This window comes from Anaerococcus ihuae, assembly GCF_928368155.1.
In the GTDB taxonomy this organism is placed as follows: Bacteria; Bacillota; Clostridia; order Tissierellales; family Peptoniphilaceae; genus Anaerococcus; species Anaerococcus ihuae.
This window is the reverse complement of record NZ_CAKMRU010000001.1, coordinates 914,871-934,540: the sequence shown is the minus strand read 5'-3', so window position 1 is coordinate 934,540 and position 19,670 is coordinate 914,871. Positions and strand designations below refer to the sequence as shown.

Below are 19,670 nucleotides of genomic sequence, written 5' to 3'. Positions count from 1 at the left end.
AGAAAAAATGAAAGATATAATATTAACTGGTGATAGACCAACAGGAAAACTCCACTTGGGTCATTATGTTGGATCTTTGAGAAATAGGGTTAAAATTCAAAATGAGGGCAATTATGACAAAATGTATGTAATGATTGCCGATGCTCAAGCTCTCACAGATAATTTTGATAATCCAAAAAAAATTAGAGAAAATATTACAGAAGTTATGCTTGATTACCTATCAGTTGGACTTGATCCAAATAAAGTAACATTTTTTGTTCAATCTTATGTAAAAGAGCTTACAGAATTAACTTTTTATTTGTTAAACTTAGTAACTTTGTCAAGACTTGAAAGAAATCCTACAGTAAAAAGTGAAATAAAATCTAAAAATTTTGAAACAAGCCTTCCAACAGGATTTTTAATTTATCCTGTTAGCCAAACTTCAGATATAATTTTATTTGATTCAAATATTGTACCAGTTGGGGAAGACCAAGAGCCAATGCTTGAGCAAGCAAGAGAATTGGTAAGATCATTTAATAGCACTTATAAGGAAATTTTTAGAGAGCCTAAGGCTGTAATACCAGAAAATAAAGTATGTAGGAGACTTCCTGGAATCGATGGAAATGCCAAAATGAGTAAGTCCTTGAATAATTGTATTTACCTATCAGATTCAAAAAAAGAAGTAAAGAAGAAAGTTATGGCTATGTTTACTGATCCAGGACATATAAAGATATCTGATCCTGGTAAAATTGAAGGAAATACTGTTTTTACCTATCTTGATGCCTTTTGTGAAGATTACCATTTTGAAAAATTCTTGCCAGAATATAAAAACTTGGATGAATTAAAAGACCACTACAGAAGAGGCGGACTTGGTGATGTAAAAATCAAAAAATTCTTAAATAAAGTTTTGGAAGATTTTCTAGAACCAATTAGAGAAAGAAGAGCATATTACGCTAAAGATATTTCTAAATTATTTGAAATTATGGAAAATGGTTCAAAAGAAGCAAGTGATTATGGAAAAATGAAATTGAAACAAGTAAAAGAAGCTATGGGAATAAATTACTTTGATGATAAAAAATTAATTTTAGAACTTCAAAGAAAATATGACCATGAATATGAAAATTAAATAGGAATTTGTTAAAAAAAGTGCAAATTTATTTGCACTTTTTTATTTTTTGTTTTATAATGAAAAGGTAGTCATGAAACGAGCTATATATTGTACATAAAAATATAGCTAAAAAAGGAGTGTTTAAATTTATATGAGTAAATCTGAAAAGAAAAAACTTGGTTTAATACCTAAATTATTGATAGCGATTGCCTTAGGTACTTTAGCAGGTTTATATTTGCCTGAATGGTTTGTAAGAATTGCAGTTACATTCTCATCAATTTTCGGTGCATTTTTAAACTTTGTTATCCCACTTATGATAATCGCTTTTGTTACTAAAGGAATAGCTGACCTTGGAGAAGGAGCTGGAAGGTTACTTGCTGTAACTGTTCTTATTGCTTATACATCAACTATAGTTGGTGGTTCACTATCTTATTTAATGAGTTCTAATATTTTCCCAGCTTTTATAAGTCAAGATCAAGTTGCTAAAATTCAAGCTTCAAGTGAAATTGAAGTTAATCCATTTTTTGAAGTGCCTATCACACCATTTTTTGATGTTACATCAGCAATTATTTTTGCCTTTATGATGGGAATTTCAATTTCTTGGTTAAGAAAACATGGTAAGGGTGAATATTCTTATGGACTAATTGGTGAATTTAATGATATAATTACAAAAGTTTTATCAACAGCAATTGTTCCATTATTACCATTTTTTATTTTTGGTAATTTCTCAAAAATGGCCTTCACAGGATCTGTTTTTGCAGTTTTATCAATATTCTGGAAAATATTCCTATGTGTAATTGCCCTTCACTTATTATATATATCTGCTTTATTTATAATAAATGGTCTTTACACAAAGAAAAATCCACTTGTTTTAATTAAAAACCAAATCAAAGGATATTTAACAGCAGTTGGAACTCAATCTTCAGTTGCTACAATTCCTGTAAACTTAGAATGTGCTAAACAAAACAGTGTTAGCAAGGGAATAAGAGATTTTGTTATTCCTCTTGGAGCTACAGTTCACATGCCAGGATCAATGATAACAATCACAGCTTGTACATTTACAATTTTAACAATGTATGGAATGGATCATTCTTATTTATTAATGTTAAGATACATGGCAATTTTAGGAATAGCTATGGTTGCTGCACCAGGAGCACCAGGTGGAGCTGTTATGAGTGCCCTACCATTTTTACCAGTTGTAGGAATTCCTTCAGAAGGTGAACTTGCATCATTATTGATTACACTTTATCTAACACAAGATTCATTTGGAACCGCAGCAAATATATCAGGAGATACAGCAATCTCAGTTGGTATTGATAAAATATTTAATAAACATATAGTTAAAAATGATGACTACAAAGATGGTTTCAATGATGAAATTATAAATGCTGAAGAAATCTAATTAAAAAAACTAGGCCCTGTGCCTAGTTTTTTGTCTTTAAAATTAAATTTTTATAAGTTTGAAATTGGCAAGCTTACTTTTATTAAGCTGCCCTTTTCTTTGTTTAAAACTTGTATTTCTCCTCCGTGAATTTTTATTGTTTCTTTTACAAGGGATAGGCCAAGGCCTGATCCTTTTTCTTCGTTTCCTTTTATTCTGTAAAAAGCCTTGAAAATATTCTCTTTTTCTTTTGAATCTATACCAATTCCACTATCTTCAACAAATATTTCTGCAAAATTATATTTTATTTTTGAATATATTTTTATATAACCGTGCTTTGTGTTGTATTTTATGGCATTTTCAATTAAATTATAAAAGGCCCTATAAATTAAAATATCGCTTCCTTCTATATAAATTTCCTGACACTTATTTTCTATATTTATGTCTTTTTTATCGGATAGAAAGGATAAATCTTGAATGGCCTCTTCAATTAAAGATGAAAGCTCGATTTTTTCATTTCTTGAAACTGACCTTAATTCGCTTAAATCTAAAAGACTTGTTACAAGTTTTGATAGCCTATCTGATTCGGTTTTTATCATCGCCATTAGGTCATTTACTTCTTTTTCCTCCATATTTTTTTCTTCGAATAAATCTATTTGTGAATTAATTATGGTAAGGGGAGTCCTTAACTCGTGGGCGGCTCTTGCTGTAAATTCTCTTTCGTTTTTATATGATTCATTTAATCTTTCAAGCATTTGATTAAAGGATGTGGTTAGTTTTTGAAATTCTTTTATTGGATTTTCTTTAACTTCGTAGTCTGTAATATTTTTAAGCTGAATTTGCTCAATTTGTCTGGAAAATTTATCCAAGGGTTCCAAAAATTTCCCACTTAAAAAGTATGAGATAAATCCTCCAAAAATAGTAACTAAACTTGTAATAAGCCAGGCTTTTTTGGAAAAGTTGTTCTTGGAACTTGTAACTTGGTCTGAAAAAGTATTTTGAAATTCATCTATTTTATCTTCATCAATATTTATATATAAATCTTTTTTATTTTCTATATTATCAACATAACCACCTAGAGAATCTATATAAAAATAAGCGGTTTTATTCATAAAAAAATTCATGGTCAAACTAGTAAGTGCAATCAAAATACTTGTTAAAATGGCAATTCTAAGCCTTAATGACATTTTTTTCATTTTATTTTCCTCAAAAGATAGCCGACACCAATCCTATTTTCAATTGGATCATATCCAAGCTCACTTTTTAATTTTTTCCTAAGGGCTGAAATGTGAACTCTTATGGAATTACTCAACAAATCAACGCTAGAATCCCAAACATGGTCAATTAACTCTTCTTGACTTACAGGACGGCCTTGGTTTAAAAGTAAGTATTCTAAAATTCCAGATTCTTTTCTTGTTAGTTTTAATTCTTTTTCATCGACAAAGGTAAGTCTTTTTTTGCTATCAAACTTTATCCTATCAAAAGTAAGATTTGTTTGATTTTGTATAAAATTTCTTCTGGTTAAAGACCTAACTCTCGCCTTTAATTCATCCAAATGAAAGGGCTTTTGCAAAAAATCATTAGCTCCTGCATCAAGACCTTCAACCTTATCTTGGATTTGGCTTCTTGCAGAAAGAATTAAAACCTTTGTTTCCACATCTTCTTTTCTTAAATTTTTCAAAATTTCCATCCCATCCATGTTTGGAAGATTTAAATCTAAAACTATGAGGTCATAGGATTCAATTTCTATCATCTCCATAGCATCAAAGCCATCAAAAGCTGACTCGACTTCATATCCTGCCTTTTTTAAAGATTTACTTATGGTGTCATTTAATATTTTTTCATCTTCTACAATTAAAATTTTCATTTTGTCTCCTCTATAAGTATTATATCAAATCAAAATAAAATAGATGTTAAGAAAATCTTAACAGAAAATTTATAGGGCCTATGTTATTATTAATTTGTAAAGAGGTGATTGTTATAGAAATAAGAAAAAAGAAAAGTATGCAAATAGGTTTTTTAGCTTTAGCTCTAGTTTTCGTTATTTATGGTGCCTTTCGTGGAGAAGTGGATACGGTTTTGAGTAAGGCCATAAAATTATGTCTGGAGTGTGTTGGAATTGGATAAAATAAAATTAAATTTTTTGGCAAAATATAGGCGGTTTATTCAATTATTAGCAAGTTTTTTGACAAATATCCACATACCTAATTTTTTTAAAGGGGTAATATACAGAGGAGATTTTAAAAAGATTTGTGTGCCGGGTCTAAATTGTTATTCATGTCCAGCAGCTTCTGGAGCATGTCCAATAGGAGCCTATCAAGCAGTAGCCGGCTCATCAAAGTTCAAATTTTCCTATTATGTGAGTGGATTTTTGATTTTCGTTGGAGTCATGGTTGGAAGACTTGTTTGTGGATTTTTGTGTCCTTTTGGTTTTATACAAGAAATTTTGCACAAAATCCCATCAAAAAAATTATCAACAAAAAAATTAAAGCCCTTACGCTACATAAAATATTTGATACTTGTACTTACAGTTATAATTTTGCCAGTTCTTTTAGTAAATGACTTGGGCATGGGCAATCCATATTTTTGCAAGTATATTTGTCCAGCTGGAGTTTTGGAAGGAGCTATTCCACTTTCTTTGGTAGATTCATCAATAAGGGCGAGCCTAGGTTCATTATTTAATTTAAAACTTACAATTTTGATAATAAGCCTAATCCTATCAATAATATTTTTTAGGCCATTTTGTAAGTGGATTTGTCCTTTGGGAGCATTTTATGCGCTATTTAATAAGATTTCCCTATTTAAAATAAATTTCGACAATAATAAGTGCATATCTTGTAAAAAATGTGAAAAAGCATGCAAAATGGATGTAGATGTTAGAAAAGACCAAAATCATACAGAATGTATAAGGTGTGGAATGTGTATAAAATCATGTCCAACTTGTGCTTTAAAATATCAATTTGGATTTGATAAAAAAGAAGTAGAAAAAGAAAAAATAAAAAAAGAAATTAATTAAGGAGAAAAAAATGAAATATAATAAAATTAAAGTATCAGCCTTAGCTTTAGCTTTGGCATTAAGTTTTACAGCTTGCTCAAAAAAAGAAAATAAAAATGAAATGTCTAGTAATAAGGCAAGTGTAGAAAGCAATATTACAGATAAAAAAGAATCAAATAAAACAAGCAATGAAAATCCATCATCAACAGACGAGTCAGTTGATCAGTTGATGGAAAAACAAAATAAAATAATTGAAAGCCACGACAAACAATGGCAAGTTGCATTTTCAAAAGCTGACAAGAGCCAATTAGCAGGAGAAGCAAGTGTATCTTATGATAAATACCTACTAGATTTGGTAGAAAAATCAAAAGATGAACTTTCAAAAGAAGACTATGATTTGCTTAAAAAAGATGTAGAAGAGATTGGAAAAATCGAAAAAGTTATAAACCAAAAAAAGGGAATAGATGACCAATTTAACAATGGTTACAATAAAAAGGAAGAAGCCTCAACCAAAGAACTAAAAGCTTTCCCAGAATTTAAATCAAAAGATTTTGACGGAAAAGAAGTAACAAAAGATATTTTCAAAGATAAAAAATTAACCCTTGTAAATTTCTGGTTTAATGGATGCGCACCATGCGTAGGAGAAATTCCAAAATTACAACAATTAAATGAAGAAGTAGAAAAAATGGGTGGACAAGTTATAGGAATAAACTCAGAAGCAAAAGTAGGGGATGAAGATACAATAAAAGAAGCTAAAAAAATCCTAAAAAAACAAGGAGCAAAATATACAAATATAAGTATAGACAAAGACAGTGAACTTGAAAAATATACCGAAACAATTATGTCCTATCCAACATCAATCCTAGTAGATAGCGAAGGAAATATTGTAGGCGACCCAATTGTTGGAGCAATAGATAAAAAAGAAACTTACAACAAAGTAAAAGATATGATGGAAAAAATTATAAAAGACGAAATATAAGATCTAAACTTAGATTTAATTTATCCTTCTTGAAAATAAAAATACCAGAGTTTTTAAGCTCTGGTATTTTTGTGTCTAAAATTATTTGTTTCTAGGATTTTCTATAGCTTCTTGAGCTGCAGCAAGTTTAGCTATTGGAACTCTAAAAGGAGAGCATGATACATAATCAAGACCTACATTATATAAATATTTTACAGTTGTAGGTTCTCCACCGTGTTCTCCACAGATTCCTAAGTGTAGGTTTGGATTTGCTTTTTTACCACGTTCTACAGCAGTTTCAACCAAGAAACCAACACCTTTTTGATCTAAAACTTGGAATGGATCTTTGGCAAAAATATCTTTGTCTAAATAAAGATCTAAGAATTTACCGGCATCATCCCTTGAAAGACCAAAGGTCATTTGTGTTAAGTCGTTTGTTCCGAATGAGAAGAAGTCAGTGATTTCACCGATTTCATCAGCAGTTATTGCAGCTCTAGGAATTTCAATCATTGTTCCTAATAAGTATTCAATTTTTTTGCCTTTTTCTTCGAAAACTTTTTCGATTTCTTCTCTTACTTGTGATTTAACATAAGCAAGTTCTTTTACGTCAGATGAAAGTGGAATCATTATTTCTGGAACAACTTTTATTCCATCTTCATTACAATGAATAGCAGCTTGAATTATTGCACGAGCTTGCATTTTTGAAATTTCTGGATATCTAACTCCAAGTCTTAATCCTCTGAATCCAAGCATTGGGTTTACTTCTTCAAGATCTAGGATTCTCTTTTTAACTTCAGCAATTTCCATATTTAAATCTTCAGCAAGAGTTCTAATTTCTTCTTGTCCTCTTGGTAAAAATTCGTGAAGAGGTGGATCAAGAAGTCTAACTGTAACAGGTCTTTCACCCATTATAGAATAAATTTGATAAAAATCATCTTCTTGCATTGGAAGGATTTTGTCAAGGGCTTCTTTTCTAGTTTCAGCATTGTGAGCTAAAATCATTTTTCTTACTTGGAAAATCCTATCAGATTTAAAGAACATATGTTCAGTTCTACACAAACCAATTCCTTCAGCTCCAAATTGAAGTGCTTGTTCAGCATCGTGAGGAGTATCAGCATTTGTTCTAACTTTCATGTCACGATATTTGTCAACCCAGCTCATAAATTCGCCGAAGTTTCCTTCAAGTTTTGGACTTTCAGTTTCAAGTGCTCCAGCATAAATATTTCCAGTTGAACCATCTATTGATAGAACATCTTGATCAGAATATTTCTTTCCATCGATTCTTACAAATCTTTCATCTTCGTCAACATAAATATCATGAGCTCCAGATACACAACATTTTCCCATTCCTCTTGCAACTACTGCAGCATGGCTTGTCATACCACCTCTGGCTGTAAGAATACCACTTGCTGAAACCATTCCTTCAAGATCTTCTGGAGAAGTTTCTTCACGAACAAGGATTACATCAACACCTTTAGCAGCTCTTTTTTTAGCTTCTTTTGCAGTAAAGGCAATGTAACCAACAGCAGCTCCTGGACTTGCAGCAAGACCTTTGGCAATAGCCTTATTTTCTTTTATAGATTTTTGAGAAAGAGTTGGGTGGAGAAGACCATCAAGATCTTTTGGATCAATTCTTAAAATTGCTTCTTTTTCTGTAAGTAATCCTTCATGAACCATATCAACAGCAACTTTTACAGCTGCTTTAGCAGTTCTTTTACCATTTCTTGTTTGAAGTAGGAATAATTTACCTTCTTGAATAGTAAATTCCATATCTTGCATGTCTTTGTAATGTTGTTCAAGCTTTTCTGCAGTATCATGGAATTGATCAAAAACTTCTGGTAAAGAATCTTTTAATGTTTGAATTTCTTTTGGTGTTCTAACTCCTGCAACAACGTCTTCACCTTGGGCATTCATTAAATATTCACCAAATAATTTATTTTCACCAGTAGCTGGGTTTCTTGAAAAGGCAACACCAGTTCCAGAAGTATCTCCCATGTTTCCAAATACCATTGATTGAACATTTACAGCAGTTCCCATAGAATCATCAATATCATTTATTCTTCTATATAAAATTGCACGTTCGTTATTCCATGATGCAAAAACTGCAGTTATAGCTTTATTTAATTGTTCTCTTGGTTCTTGTGGGAAATCTTCGCCCTCAATATCTTTATAAACCTTTTTATATTTTTCTACTACATCTTTCAAATCTTCAGCTGTAAGTTCTGTATCTTCACTTACACCTTTTTCGTCTTTTTTAGCACTAAGAACTCTTTCAAAATTATTTTTATTAATTCCCATTGCTACATCAGCAAACATTTGAATAAATCTTCTGTATGAATCGTAAGCAAATCTTTCGTTGTTTGTTTTTTTTGCAAGACCTATAACAGCATCATCATTTAAACCGAGATTAAGGATTGTATCCATCATACCTGGCATAGAAATTGGAGCACCACTTCTTACTGATACAAGGAGAGGATCCTCAGTTGAGCCAAAAGTTTTTTCGTTGTGATTTTCAAGGTCTTTGATGTGCTTTGAAATTTCTTCATTAAGATCTTCCCAGATTTTTTGATTTTCTTCATAAAATCTTGCACAAGCTTCAGTTGTAACTGTGAAACCATATGGAACATTAATTCCCATATTTGTCATTTCTGCTAAATTTGCGCCCTTACCACCGAGCAAAGAGCGCATGTCTTTGTCTCCTTCGTTAAAATTGTAAACATATTTTTCAGTCATTTTTTTCCCCTTTCCTACTGTTAATATGATTGATTATAATATCAGCCGTTTCTTCTATAGATCTGTTTGTAACATCAATTATTACACAATCCAAATCATCCATTATCTCTTTTGCATAGTCTAATTCTTTTTGGATATTTCTCAAATCTGAATATTGACTTTTACCAAATAAATTTAGACTTTTTAGCCTTTCATCCCTAAAAGATTTTAGAATATTTTTATCGATAGTTAGGCCAAATATTTTATTCTTATCGATTTCAAAAAGTTCATCTGGTAGGCTAGTATTTAAAAGTATGGGAATATTACAAACTTTATATCCCTTGCTTGCCATATAAATTGATAAGGGAGTTTTAGAAGAACGAGATACACCAATAATTGCTATATCACAGGCTTTTAGTGATCTAAAATCTTTGCCATCATCATATTTTATGGCAAAATCTAAAGAATTTAATGTTTTAAATCGGTCAGTTTCATAAAGGGACTCATCAGAAAAAGCATATTTTGGTTCTAAATCAAGTTTTTTAGAAATCGTCCTTATGGAATAGCCGGTTATATCAACATAAGTAATATTATTTAGCTCACAAAAGTCATTGATATAAACGTTCATCCTTGAATCTTGGAATGAGTGATAGATTATAACATTATCGCCAGTTTCAATTATAAAATTTAAAATATCATTTAGAGATTGTATATCTCTTACATCTGGATATATATTTGTAATTGTTTCAACATCAAATTGACTAAGTGACACCTTCACAATTTTTTCTGTAGCATAGCCACTTGTGTCAGAGATAATGTTTACACTTAGCTTCATTCTACCACCTCTTTAATATAAGATTCTATTAATATTATAGCATTTTTAAATAAAAATCCAAGACCTGAAAACATTTTTCAACCAAAGAAACTAATAATTATTAATTTTTAAAAAAATAAAATTTTTATTTTTTGCTTTAATTTTTGACTAAATTGACAAAAAATTTTTTTAAAATATAATAAGAAAAAGAAACGAATATAAAACTTTGACAAAAAGGAGTAGTAGGGGAAATTTTTTAGAGAGAAGACGTATGGTGAAAGTCTTTAAATTGAATCTATGAAGGTTGTTTTGAAATAGTTTAATGTAGCATGCATGTATGCAAATAAGAGCCTTTTTATAAAAAAGGAAGATAGGTGGTAACGCGATAATCTCGTCCTTGAGAATTGTGTTACTTTTTTTATTATTTATTTTTAATTTTTATTTTGAAAATAAGGAGAATTTATGCAAACAAAATACGAACCACAAAAATTTGAAAAAGAAATTTATAAAAGATGGGAAGATGGTGGATATTTTAAAGCTAGAGTAAATGAAAATAAAAAACCATTTACAATAGTTATGCCACCACCAAATATTACAGGAAAATTGCACTTAGGCCACGCCCTAAATAATACAATCCAAGATATTATTATTAGATATAAAAGAATGCAAGGCTATGAAGCTTGTTGGATTCCAGGAACAGATCACGCTTCAATTTCTACTGAAGCAAAAGTTGTAGAAAAAATTAAAAATGAGGGAAAATCAAAAGATGATTTAGGTCGTGATAAATTTTTGGAAGAATGTTGGGATTGGACAGAAGAATATGGTGGAACAATCAAAAGACAATTAAGAACAGTTGGAGTTTCTTGTGATTGGGACCGTGATTCTTTTACTATGGATAAGAATCTTACAATAGCTGTAAGAAAAGTTTTCAAAAAAATGTATGATGACGGCTTGATTTACAGGGGAAATAGGATTGTAAATTGGGATCCTGAGGCAAAAACCGCCCTATCAGACGCAGAAGTTTATCACAAAGACCAAGAAGGACATTTGTGGTATATAAAATATTTCTTTGAAGATAGCGATGATTTCATAACCATTGCTACAACAAGACCTGAAACTATGCTTGGGGATTTGGCAGTTGCTGTTAATCCAGAAGACGAAAGGTTTAAAGGAAAAATTGGGAAAAATTTAATTTTGCCACTTGTTGGACGTAAAATTCCTTTGATTGAAGATTCCTATGTTGACATGGAATTTGGTACAGGTTGTGTAAAAATCACTCCTTCTCATGATCCTAACGATTTTGAAGTTGGAAAAAGACATAAACTTGGTCAATGCATAGTTATTGATGAAGGTGCAAAAATTAAAGAAGGATATGGAAAATATTCTGGACTTGATAGGTATGATGCTAGAAAACTAATTATTGAAGATTTGGAAAAAGAAAATCTTTTGGTAAAAACTGAAACAATTGAACATGCTGTTGGATACAGTGAAAGAACAAATGTTGTAATTGAACCATTAATTTCAAAACAATGGTTTGTAAAAATGGAAGATTTGGCAAAAGATGCAATCGAAGTTTATAAAAATGGAGATTTAAATCTAATCCCAGATTCTTTAGGAAAAACTTACATGAATTGGCTAGAAAATATTAGAGATTGGTGTATTTCTAGACAGTTATGGTGGGGTCACAGACTTCCGGTTTTCTACACTGAAGATGGAGAAATTATTGTTTCAGAAGAAGATCCAGATGAAAATGGTTATTTAGATGGAAAAAAAGTTACTCAAGAAGAAGATACTCTTGACACTTGGTTTTCATCAGCTCTTTGGCCTTTTGCAACCTTGGGTTGGCCAGAAGAAACTGAAGATTATAAATATTTCTTCCCAACAGATATTCTTGTAACAGGTTACGATATTATATTTTTCTGGGTTATAAGAATGGTATTTTCTTCAATTTATAACACAAATAAAACACCTTTTGACCATGTACTTTTCACAGGATTAATTAGAGATCCTCAAGGAAGAAAAATGAGTAAATCTCTTGGAAATGGAGTTGACCCAATTGATGTTGTAAATAAATACGGAGCAGATGCTCTTAGATTTACAATTATTACAGGAAATTCTCCTGGAAATGATATGCGCTATGATGAAAAAAGAATTGTAGCAAGCAGAAATTTTGCCAATAAATTGTGGAATGCAACAAGATTTGTCTTGATGAATATTGACGAATCTGATGATCTTGAATTTAAAAATTTAGATTTAAGTCTTGAAGATAAGTGGATTTTAAAAAGATTAAACAATGTAGTAGAAGAAGTTTCTAAAAATTTAGACAAGTATGAAATTGGTCTTGCTGCAAGCAGGATTGAAGATTTTATTTGGGAAGAATTTTGCGATTGGTATATTGAATTTGCCAAGGAAAGATTAAATTCTGATGATGAAAATAAAAAATCTACAGTTAAAAAAGTTCTACTTTATGTTTTAAAAGATATGATTTCACTCTTACATCCTTTTATGCCTTTTATAACTGAAGAAATTTATAAGCAATTACCAAACAAAAAAGATATGCTTATAGTTGAATCTTGGCCACAAGTTAGGGAAGATTTTAATTTTGACAGTGAGGCAAGGGTTGTTGATGGAGCAATTGAAGCTATAAAAGCTATCAGAAATCAAAGACAAACTTTAAATCTTGGATCAAAAACAAGACAAGATTTAATAATTTACTCTTCTGATGAAAATACAAGAAATTTCCTAGAAATTTTAAAAGGTCAATTTGTAAATCTTTCAAAATCTGGAGAAATTTCAATAATTGATGAGGACAAAGAAGTTGAAGATGCAGTAAGTTTGATTTTTAATGATTTTAAAATTTATATTCCTTTAGAAAATTTAATTGATTATGACAAGGAAAGAAAAAGGTTAAAAGATGAAATCAAAAAACTTGAGTCTGAAATTAAAAGAGCAGAAGGTAAGCTTAACAATCAAGGTTTTGTTTCAAAGGCACCAGAAGCTGTTGTTAATGAAGAACGTGAAAAACTAGAAAAATATAAAGATCTTTTAATTAAAACAAAAGAATCTTACAAAGAAATAGAAGATAAATAATGTATAAAGATTTTGCTTATATTTATGATAAATTATCTTTTGACCTAAATTATGAAAAATATGCACAAAATATTAAATCTTTAGTCATTAAAAATAAGTTAAAAAGAGAAAAAATGTTGGAGTTAGCATGCGGTTCGGGCATGCTAACCAATCATTTTTTTGATTTTTATGAAAAAATTGACGCTTTGGATTTATCTAAATGCATGCTTGAAGTTTTTTCAAATAAGTATCAAAAAGAAAATGTGTCCTTGTATAATTATGATATGGTAGATTTTCAAAATAAAAGTTCCTATGATTTAATTGTAATTTTGCTTGATTCCATAAATTATATATTGAATGAAAATGATTTGAAAAAACTTATGGAAAATTCTTATAAAAATTTGAAAAAAGGCGGACTTTTGATTTTTGATATAAATTCAGAATATAAAATGAAAGAAGTTTTTGGTTCTAAATCTTATATTTATGAGTGTGAAGATATTTTTTATACCTGGGATAATATTAGAACAGATGATATTATCGATATGGAACTAAACTTTTTTGTTGAAAATGAGGACGGAACTTATAACAGAATTATTGAAAATCAACTTGAAAGAATTTATTCTGTAGACTTTATGGAAAAAATTTTGAAAGAAAATAATTTTTCTGATATTGAAATTTTTGATGAAGACGATATGGGTAAGCTTAAGGATAATACTTTGAGGATTTTATTTAAGGCTAAAAAGGAGTAAAAATGGAAGGGAAAGTTAAATTTTTTGATGAGAAAAAAGGTTATGGTTTTATAGAATCAGAAAGTGGCGACTATTTTTTCCATTATTCTGAAATAATTTCTGATAAGAATTATAAAACAATTGAAAATGGTGCAAGTGTAGAATTTGATATAAAAGATTTGGGCAGGGGAGATACTGCATTTAATGTAAAAAAAAGGGGCTAAAATGAAATATTTTATTTTAATTTTGTTTTTGATTTTTATTCCTCAAATTTATTATTTGTATAGGAAAAAAACTTATCTTGATTTAAAAAATGGGTCAAGATTTTTTATAAAAGAAGAAAGCATGATTAATGATAATAGGTGTAAGGTAATTTTGACAAATTCAGATGGTTTTGATATTTATGCTAACCGTTTTGATGTTGAAAATTCAAAAGCTGTTGTTCAAATTGTTCATGGTATGCTTGAACATTCACTTAATTATTTGCATTTTGTAAAATTTTTAAATGAAAGAGGCTACTCTGTTGTAATTTCTGATAATAGGGGACACGGAAAATCTATTTCTGAAAATCATCCTTCTGGTTTTATTAAAGATAAAGATGAGCTTGTTGATGACCAATTTGTTATAAATAAATACATAAGAATGTATTACAAGGACAAAAAAGTCTATATGCTGGGTCATTCTATGGGATCTTTAATTTGTAGAAATTATTTACAAAAATACGATTATACTATTGATAAATTAGTTTTAACGGGAACTGTTGCCTATATACCAATAGCAAGTTTTGGAATTTTTTTGGGAAATATTATTACATTTTATTTTGGTGAGAAAAGAAGATCACATATTCTTGATGCCCTTTCTGGAATATCTTCCAAGGATCCTTCTTGGATTTCCTATAATGAGGAAAATGTTAGGATGAAAGAAAGTGATCCAATGCGTTTAAGTGGATTTTTGGCAAGAAGTAATGTTTGTTTGTTTACTCTTGTAAATAATTTAAATAAAAATAATAAATACAAAGTTAAAAATAAAGATTTACAAATAGCTTCCTTAAATGGAGTTGATGATGATGTTACTGGTGGAGATAAGGGGTTAATGAATACAAAGAAAATTTTATCATCCATTGGATACAAAAATCTATATTTTAAAACTTATGATCACATGAAACATGAAGTTTTAAATGAAGACAACAGGATGGAAGTTTTTGAAGATATAGATATGTTTTTTAAAAAATGAGTCTAGGCTCATTTTTTTAATGAAAAGAAGGATTTATAATGATTGAAGAAGATCTCGTTAGATTAAGAAGACATTTTCACAAATACGCAGAACCTGCATGGATGGAATTTTTGACAACGGCAAAAATAATTGAAGAATTAAAACCGTATGACCTAAAACTTTTTTATGGAAAAGAAATTTATTTTAATAAAAGAATGGGCCTTCCAGAAAAAGAGAAGATAGATTCTTATAGAAATTCTATTGAAATATCTGATTTAGAAAAAAAGGATGAAATTTTAGATTCTTATACTGGTCTAATTGCAGTTTTGGATACAAAAAAACCGGGACCAAATATTGGATTTAGATTTGATATTGATGCAAATGAATTAGAAGAAACAGATTCAGCCGGCCATCTTCCAAATATTTTGAAATTTTCGTCAAAAAATTCCTTTGCCATGCACGCTTGTGGCCACGATGCTCATATGTCAATTGGAATTGAGCTTGCAAAAATTCTTGCAAATATGAAAGAAAAACTAAGAGGGAAAATAATTTTTATTTTTCAACCAGCAGAAGAAGGAGTAAGGGGAGCTTATTCTTTGATGAATAATCCTATTATTGATAAATTTGACTATATGGCAGGAATTCATATTGGCATGGATGTAAAAAGTGGCCAAATTGGAGTTGGAAGTCACGGCTTTCTTGCAACAAAAAAAATAGATATTATTTTTAAGGGCAAGGCAACACATGCTGGGGCAAGTCCTGAAAAAGGACACAATGCTCTTCTTGCTGCATCAAGTGCAGTTTTAAATTTTAATAGTCTTGCCCAACATTCCATGGGAGAAGCTAGAATTAATGTAGGAAAATTAAATGCAGGAAGCGGAAGAAATATTATTGCAAACAAGGCAAAAATAGAAATGGAAATTAGGGGAGAAAATGATCAAATAATTTCCTATTTGTATAATGGAGTAAATAGAATTATAAAAGGGTCTGCAATTTCTTATGATTGTTCCTATGAAATTGAAATAAGGGGTCAAGCGCCTTCTCTAATGCCTTATGATGAAAATTTTATAAAAAAATTAAGAGAGTATTATAAAGAAAAATCCTATAAACTTGTTGATGCAAATTTGAAAGGCTCAGAAGATATTGCTTATTTATTAAATGAAGTAAGAAAAGCTGGTGGCAAAACTGTTCATTTTATTTTGGGATCAAATTTAAAAGATAGCCATCACAGCGAAAATTTTGATATAAATGAGAAAGATATGCTAAGAGGGGTCAATCTATTGGTTGATTTTGTAAAATATATTGATAAAATTGAAGATTTTGATTATGAAAGGATGAAAAATGAAAATTTTGCTTACAGGATTTGATCCTTTTGGAGATGATAAGATAAATCCATCAATAGTACTTGTAAAAAAAGTTGAAGAAAAAATTGAGAAAAATCAAATTTTCAAAGTAGAAATACCTACAAAATTTGAAAAATCTGGAGAAATTTTAGAAGAAAATATCAAAAAAATAAGGCCAGATGTAATTTTGTGTATTGGTCAAGCTGGTGGAAGAAGTGCGATTTCTGTTGAAAGAATTGCTATTAATATTGATGATGCAAGAATTTCTGATAACGATGGTAAAAAGCCGATTGATGAAAAAATAAGAATTGACGGAGAAAATGCTTATTTTTCAAATTTACCAATAAAAAAAATAGTTGAAGAGATAGAAAAAGAAAAGATTCCAGCAGAAATTTCAAACTCAGCAGGAACTTTTGTTTGCAATCATTTGATGTATGAAGCCTTGTATTTGGCAAAAAAATATAAAAATATAAGAGCGGGATTTATTCATATTCCATATTTGCCAGAACAAGTTATAAACAAAACAAATACACCTTCAATGGATTTGGAAAATTCTTTAAAAGCAATAAATATTGCCATAAAAACTATAATAAACTATGATGGAGAAGATTTGAAAATTTCTGGTGGAAAAATTTCATAATTTTTAAAATAAGCAAGTTTTGGACTTGCTCAGAGCGTATACAAACCCTCAAGCACGAATATCGGACTTCAAAAATTGTTGATTTCTAAATTCCAAAATTCTAAAAACGCAAACTCGCTAACGCTCAAACAGTGCGTTTTTTGACGAATTTTAAAATTTGAAATCAAATCAATTTTTCCGTATGATATTCTTAGCATGAGGATTTGTATACTTTATCAACAGTCTGAAGCAAGTTTTGGACTTGCTTATTTTTTTGTTATAATTGAAAAGATTAATGATGAAATAAATAATATTATTAATAAAAAAATATAAATTTTTTAAAGGAGCTTTTATGAAACTTGAAATAAAAAATCTTTCCAAAAAATTTGGCAAAAAAGAAGTTTTAAAAAATATAGATTACACTTTTGACCAGGGGGTTGTTTATGCTCTTTTGGGAAGAAATGGTGCAGGAAAAACTACTCTTTTTTCTTTGATTAGTGAGCAAATTAAAAAAGATTCTGGAAATATTTATCTTATTGATGAAAATGGCAAGAGAGAGCTTGATTTTAGGGATGTATTTTTTATGGTTGCAGAGCCTGACCTTCCTAAATTTCTTACAGGACGAGAATTTATTAAATTTTTTGTAGAGGCTAATAAGGAAAATATTAAAAATGAAAAATCGATAGAAGAATATTTTTCTCTTGTAGATTTTGATTTGGAAGATGTTGATAGGCTTATCCAAGATTATTCAACAGGAATGAAAAATAAACTTCAAATGCTTATGTTTTTGATTTTAAGACCAAAGGTGATTTTGATGGATGAGCCGCTTACAAGTCTTGATGTAGTTGTTCAACTTGAAATGAAAAAAATAATCAGAGATATTCACAAGGATCATATAATAATTTTTTCAACCCATATCTTGCAACTTGCAAAAGATATTTGTGATGATATTGTCCTTCTACACGATAAAAATTTACAAAAAGTTGATAAGAGGGTTTCAGAAGATAAGGATTTTGAAGATAAAATTATAAAGCTTTTGACAAGCAAAAATATTGAAAATATTGAGATAAATTTAGAAGATGAAAATTTGGGTGATAAAGATGACTAGGTATTTTTCAAAATTTCTATTAATTGAAAGAATAAAGATTACCAAAGTTTTTAATGGAATGGTTTATGGTATAAGAAAAATTCCAATAATTGGAAGACACATGGGCGACAAGTATTATTTTTATGATTTAAAAGAAATTTTTAATACATTCATTCCTATTTTTTCAATAATTTGGCAAATGATAAAATCAATTTTAACTTTTGGCTTTGCGATTTTTATTTCAAGGACCCTTTTAAAATTATTATTTGAAATTTCTGATAAATATCCCTTGTTTTTTAGGAGTGATTTTGATTTAAGTCCAGGTGCAGTTCTTCTAACTTGTACACCTTTTATTTTTTATATTACAAATATGATAACATCATCATTATTAACAGATAATGGGAATGCATTTTCTGATTTAAGTAAAAATTTTAATTTTTATCCAAATGATTTAGCACATATATTTTTGTATTTAGAACCATTTTTGATTTTTATAGGAAGAACTTTGGGATTTGTGATTTTTGGAAAAATTTTTGCAGATATAAATCCTCTTTACACATTTTTATTTAGTCTTGGTATTTATTTTTATAATATAAATATTACAGGATTTTGGACAAAAATATATGAAAAAAGAGAAAAACCATTTTTTGAAGATAGACCATTTTTTCAAATCATTTTGATTTTAATTTTGGATTTGGCGATTAGTTTATTGGCTTTAATAATAAAACTTGATTTTAAAGTTTTAAGTCTTGGATTTTTCTTTATAAATTTAATTTTATTTCCATTTGTTGTGAAATATTTTAAAAATTTCAAAAGCTATGACAAAATAATTGAAAAAACAATAAATGTATATAAACTAGCAGTAGAAAATTCAAAAGATATGCAAAATAATGTTGTAAAAATTGAAAATAAAGATGTAAATAAAAATGAAAAAGTTAAGGGAGAAGGCTTTGTCTATTTGAATAATTTGTTTTTTAAAAGGCACAAAAGACATCTTTTAAAACCAACTTTAATAAAAAGTGGAATTTTTCTTATTTTAGGAATTTGTGGATTTTTTCTTTTATCAAGCCTTACAATTAAGGCGAAAGAAGTTTATAAAATTTTAATATTTATAATTCCAATAATTTCATATATATTATTTAAACAAGATTTAATACTAATGGCATTTTATAAAAACTGTGACTCTTCGCTTTTGTATTACAATTTTTATAGGGAAGATAAGAACCTATTGAAAATGTTTTGGCTTAGATTTAATTCGATTTTTAAACTTATGTCAATTCCTATGGGAGCTATGTTTATAATTTATATTGGTTTTGCAACAAAATTTTTGACCAAAACTGATTTAAATTTATCATTACCAATTTTTTATATAGTATTAAATGCTATGTTTTTTACAATTTTGCCCTTGTTTCAATATTATATAATCCAACCCTTTGATAAAGAAGGAAAACAAAAATCTGTAGTTTTAGTTTTAATGAATATGTTTTTGTATTATATATTTATATTCGGACTTCCGGCTTTGGCAACAAAAATTGGAGAGATTAAATTTATGTTAATAATTTCAATTTTTATGATAGGATTTGTAGGACTTGCTAGTTTTTTAATATATAAATTCTCCCCAAAAACCTTTAAAATAAAACAATAAAAAAGACCCGGCGAGGTCTT

At 29.1% G+C, this 19,670-nt stretch carries 17 protein-coding genes; 13 read left to right on the top strand and 4 right to left on the bottom strand.

Features of this window, described 5'->3' with window-relative positions; all coding sequences use genetic code 11:
• The first annotated feature begins 7 nt into the window (after positions 1-7).
• On the top strand, positions 8-1,105 hold the full coding sequence (gene trpS / locus L6653_RS04485; protein ID WP_236785701.1) for a tryptophan--tRNA ligase: 1,098 nt from the start codon (positions 8-10) through the stop codon (positions 1,103-1,105).
• Between the two features lie 133 nt (positions 1,106-1,238).
• Positions 1,239-2,489: a dicarboxylate/amino acid:cation symporter gene (locus L6653_RS04480; RefSeq protein ID WP_236785700.1), complete on the top strand. Its 1,251-nt coding sequence runs from the start codon at positions 1,239-1,241 to the stop codon at positions 2,487-2,489.
• A 50-nt stretch (positions 2,490-2,539) separates the two neighbouring features.
• On the opposite strand, the gene L6653_RS04475 is transcribed toward L6653_RS04480, so the two are convergent.
• Positions 2,540-3,664, bottom strand: a complete 1,125-nt coding sequence (locus tag L6653_RS04475; RefSeq protein WP_236785699.1) for a sensor histidine kinase — start codon at positions 3,662-3,664, stop codon at positions 2,540-2,542.
• Complete coding sequence (locus L6653_RS04470) at positions 3,661-4,335, bottom strand: response regulator transcription factor (RefSeq protein WP_236785698.1); 675 nt, start codon at positions 4,333-4,335, stop codon at positions 3,661-3,663. Before L6653_RS04470 ends, L6653_RS04475 begins: the two co-directional genes overlap by 4 nt.
• A 137-nt stretch (positions 4,336-4,472) precedes the next feature.
• Between L6653_RS04470 and L6653_RS08765 the strand changes: the two genes are divergently transcribed.
• Genes L6653_RS08765 through L6653_RS04460 form a run of 3 tightly spaced genes read left to right on the top strand, consistent with a single transcriptional unit; the run spans position 4,473 to position 6,442 of the window.
• Positions 4,473-4,595: a CD1871A family CXXC motif-containing protein gene (locus L6653_RS08765; protein ID WP_256444847.1), complete on the top strand. Its 123-nt coding sequence runs from the start codon at positions 4,473-4,475 to the stop codon at positions 4,593-4,595.
• Positions 4,582-5,484, top strand: coding sequence for a 4Fe-4S binding protein (locus L6653_RS04465; RefSeq protein WP_236785697.1), 903 nt, complete (start codon positions 4,582-4,584; stop codon positions 5,482-5,484). Before L6653_RS08765 ends, L6653_RS04465 begins: the two co-directional genes overlap by 14 nt.
• 10 nt (positions 5,485-5,494) lie before the next feature.
• Positions 5,495-6,442 carry a TlpA family protein disulfide reductase gene (locus L6653_RS04460; RefSeq protein WP_236785696.1) on the top strand — a complete coding sequence of 316 codons (948 nt, stop codon included), beginning with the start codon at positions 5,495-5,497 and terminating at the stop codon, positions 6,440-6,442.
• Positions 6,443-6,523: 81 nt separating this feature from the next.
• Here the strand turns inward: L6653_RS04460 and ppdK are convergent, their stop codons facing one another.
• Together ppdK and L6653_RS04450 are read right to left on the bottom strand one after the other, a co-directional pair.
• Positions 6,524-9,154 (bottom strand): pyruvate, phosphate dikinase, encoded by a 2,631-nt coding sequence (gene ppdK, locus L6653_RS04455; RefSeq protein ID WP_236785695.1) that lies wholly within the window; start codon positions 9,152-9,154, stop codon positions 6,524-6,526.
• The gene (locus tag L6653_RS04450; protein WP_236785694.1) at positions 9,147-9,968 is read right to left on the bottom strand and encodes a pyruvate, water dikinase regulatory protein; all 822 of its coding nucleotides are present in this window, start codon (positions 9,966-9,968) and stop codon (positions 9,147-9,149) included. Before L6653_RS04450 ends, ppdK begins: the two co-directional genes overlap by 8 nt.
• A gap of 441 nt (positions 9,969-10,409) precedes the next feature.
• Here L6653_RS04450 and L6653_RS04445 point away from each other — a divergent pair, with 441 nt between their 5' ends.
• The 8 genes from L6653_RS04445 (at position 10,410) to L6653_RS04410 (ending at position 19,650) form a co-directional block, all read left to right on the top strand.
• A complete protein-coding gene (locus tag L6653_RS04445; RefSeq protein ID WP_236785693.1) occupies positions 10,410-13,037 on the top strand; it encodes a valine--tRNA ligase in 2,628 nt (875 codons plus the stop codon).
• Positions 13,037-13,765: a class I SAM-dependent DNA methyltransferase gene (locus L6653_RS04440; protein WP_236785692.1), complete on the top strand. Its 729-nt coding sequence runs from the start codon at positions 13,037-13,039 to the stop codon at positions 13,763-13,765. The genes L6653_RS04445 and L6653_RS04440 overlap by 1 nt, the downstream gene beginning before the upstream one ends.
• 2 nt (positions 13,766-13,767) lie before the next feature.
• Complete coding sequence (locus L6653_RS04435; protein ID WP_236785691.1) at positions 13,768-13,968, top strand: cold-shock protein; 201 nt, start codon at positions 13,768-13,770, stop codon at positions 13,966-13,968.
• Between the two features lies 1 nt (position 13,969).
• On the top strand, positions 13,970-14,977 hold the full coding sequence (locus L6653_RS04430; protein ID WP_236785690.1) for an alpha/beta fold hydrolase: 1,008 nt from the start codon (positions 13,970-13,972) through the stop codon (positions 14,975-14,977).
• 38 nt (positions 14,978-15,015) lie between these two features.
• Complete coding sequence (locus L6653_RS04425) at positions 15,016-16,323, top strand: amidohydrolase (protein WP_236785689.1); 1,308 nt, start codon at positions 15,016-15,018, stop codon at positions 16,321-16,323.
• Entirely contained in the window at positions 16,298-16,939 is a 642-nt protein-coding gene (gene pcp / locus L6653_RS04420; protein ID WP_236785688.1) for a pyroglutamyl-peptidase I, read from the top strand. Before L6653_RS04425 ends, pcp begins: the two co-directional genes overlap by 26 nt.
• A gap of 331 nt (positions 16,940-17,270) precedes the next feature.
• Positions 17,271-18,026 (top strand): ABC transporter ATP-binding protein, encoded by a 756-nt coding sequence (locus L6653_RS04415; protein WP_236785687.1) that lies wholly within the window; start codon positions 17,271-17,273, stop codon positions 18,024-18,026.
• Positions 18,019-19,650: a hypothetical protein gene (locus tag L6653_RS04410; protein WP_236785686.1), complete on the top strand. Its 1,632-nt coding sequence runs from the start codon at positions 18,019-18,021 to the stop codon at positions 19,648-19,650. Before L6653_RS04415 ends, L6653_RS04410 begins: the two co-directional genes overlap by 8 nt.
• Positions 19,651-19,670: the final 20 nt, after the last annotated feature.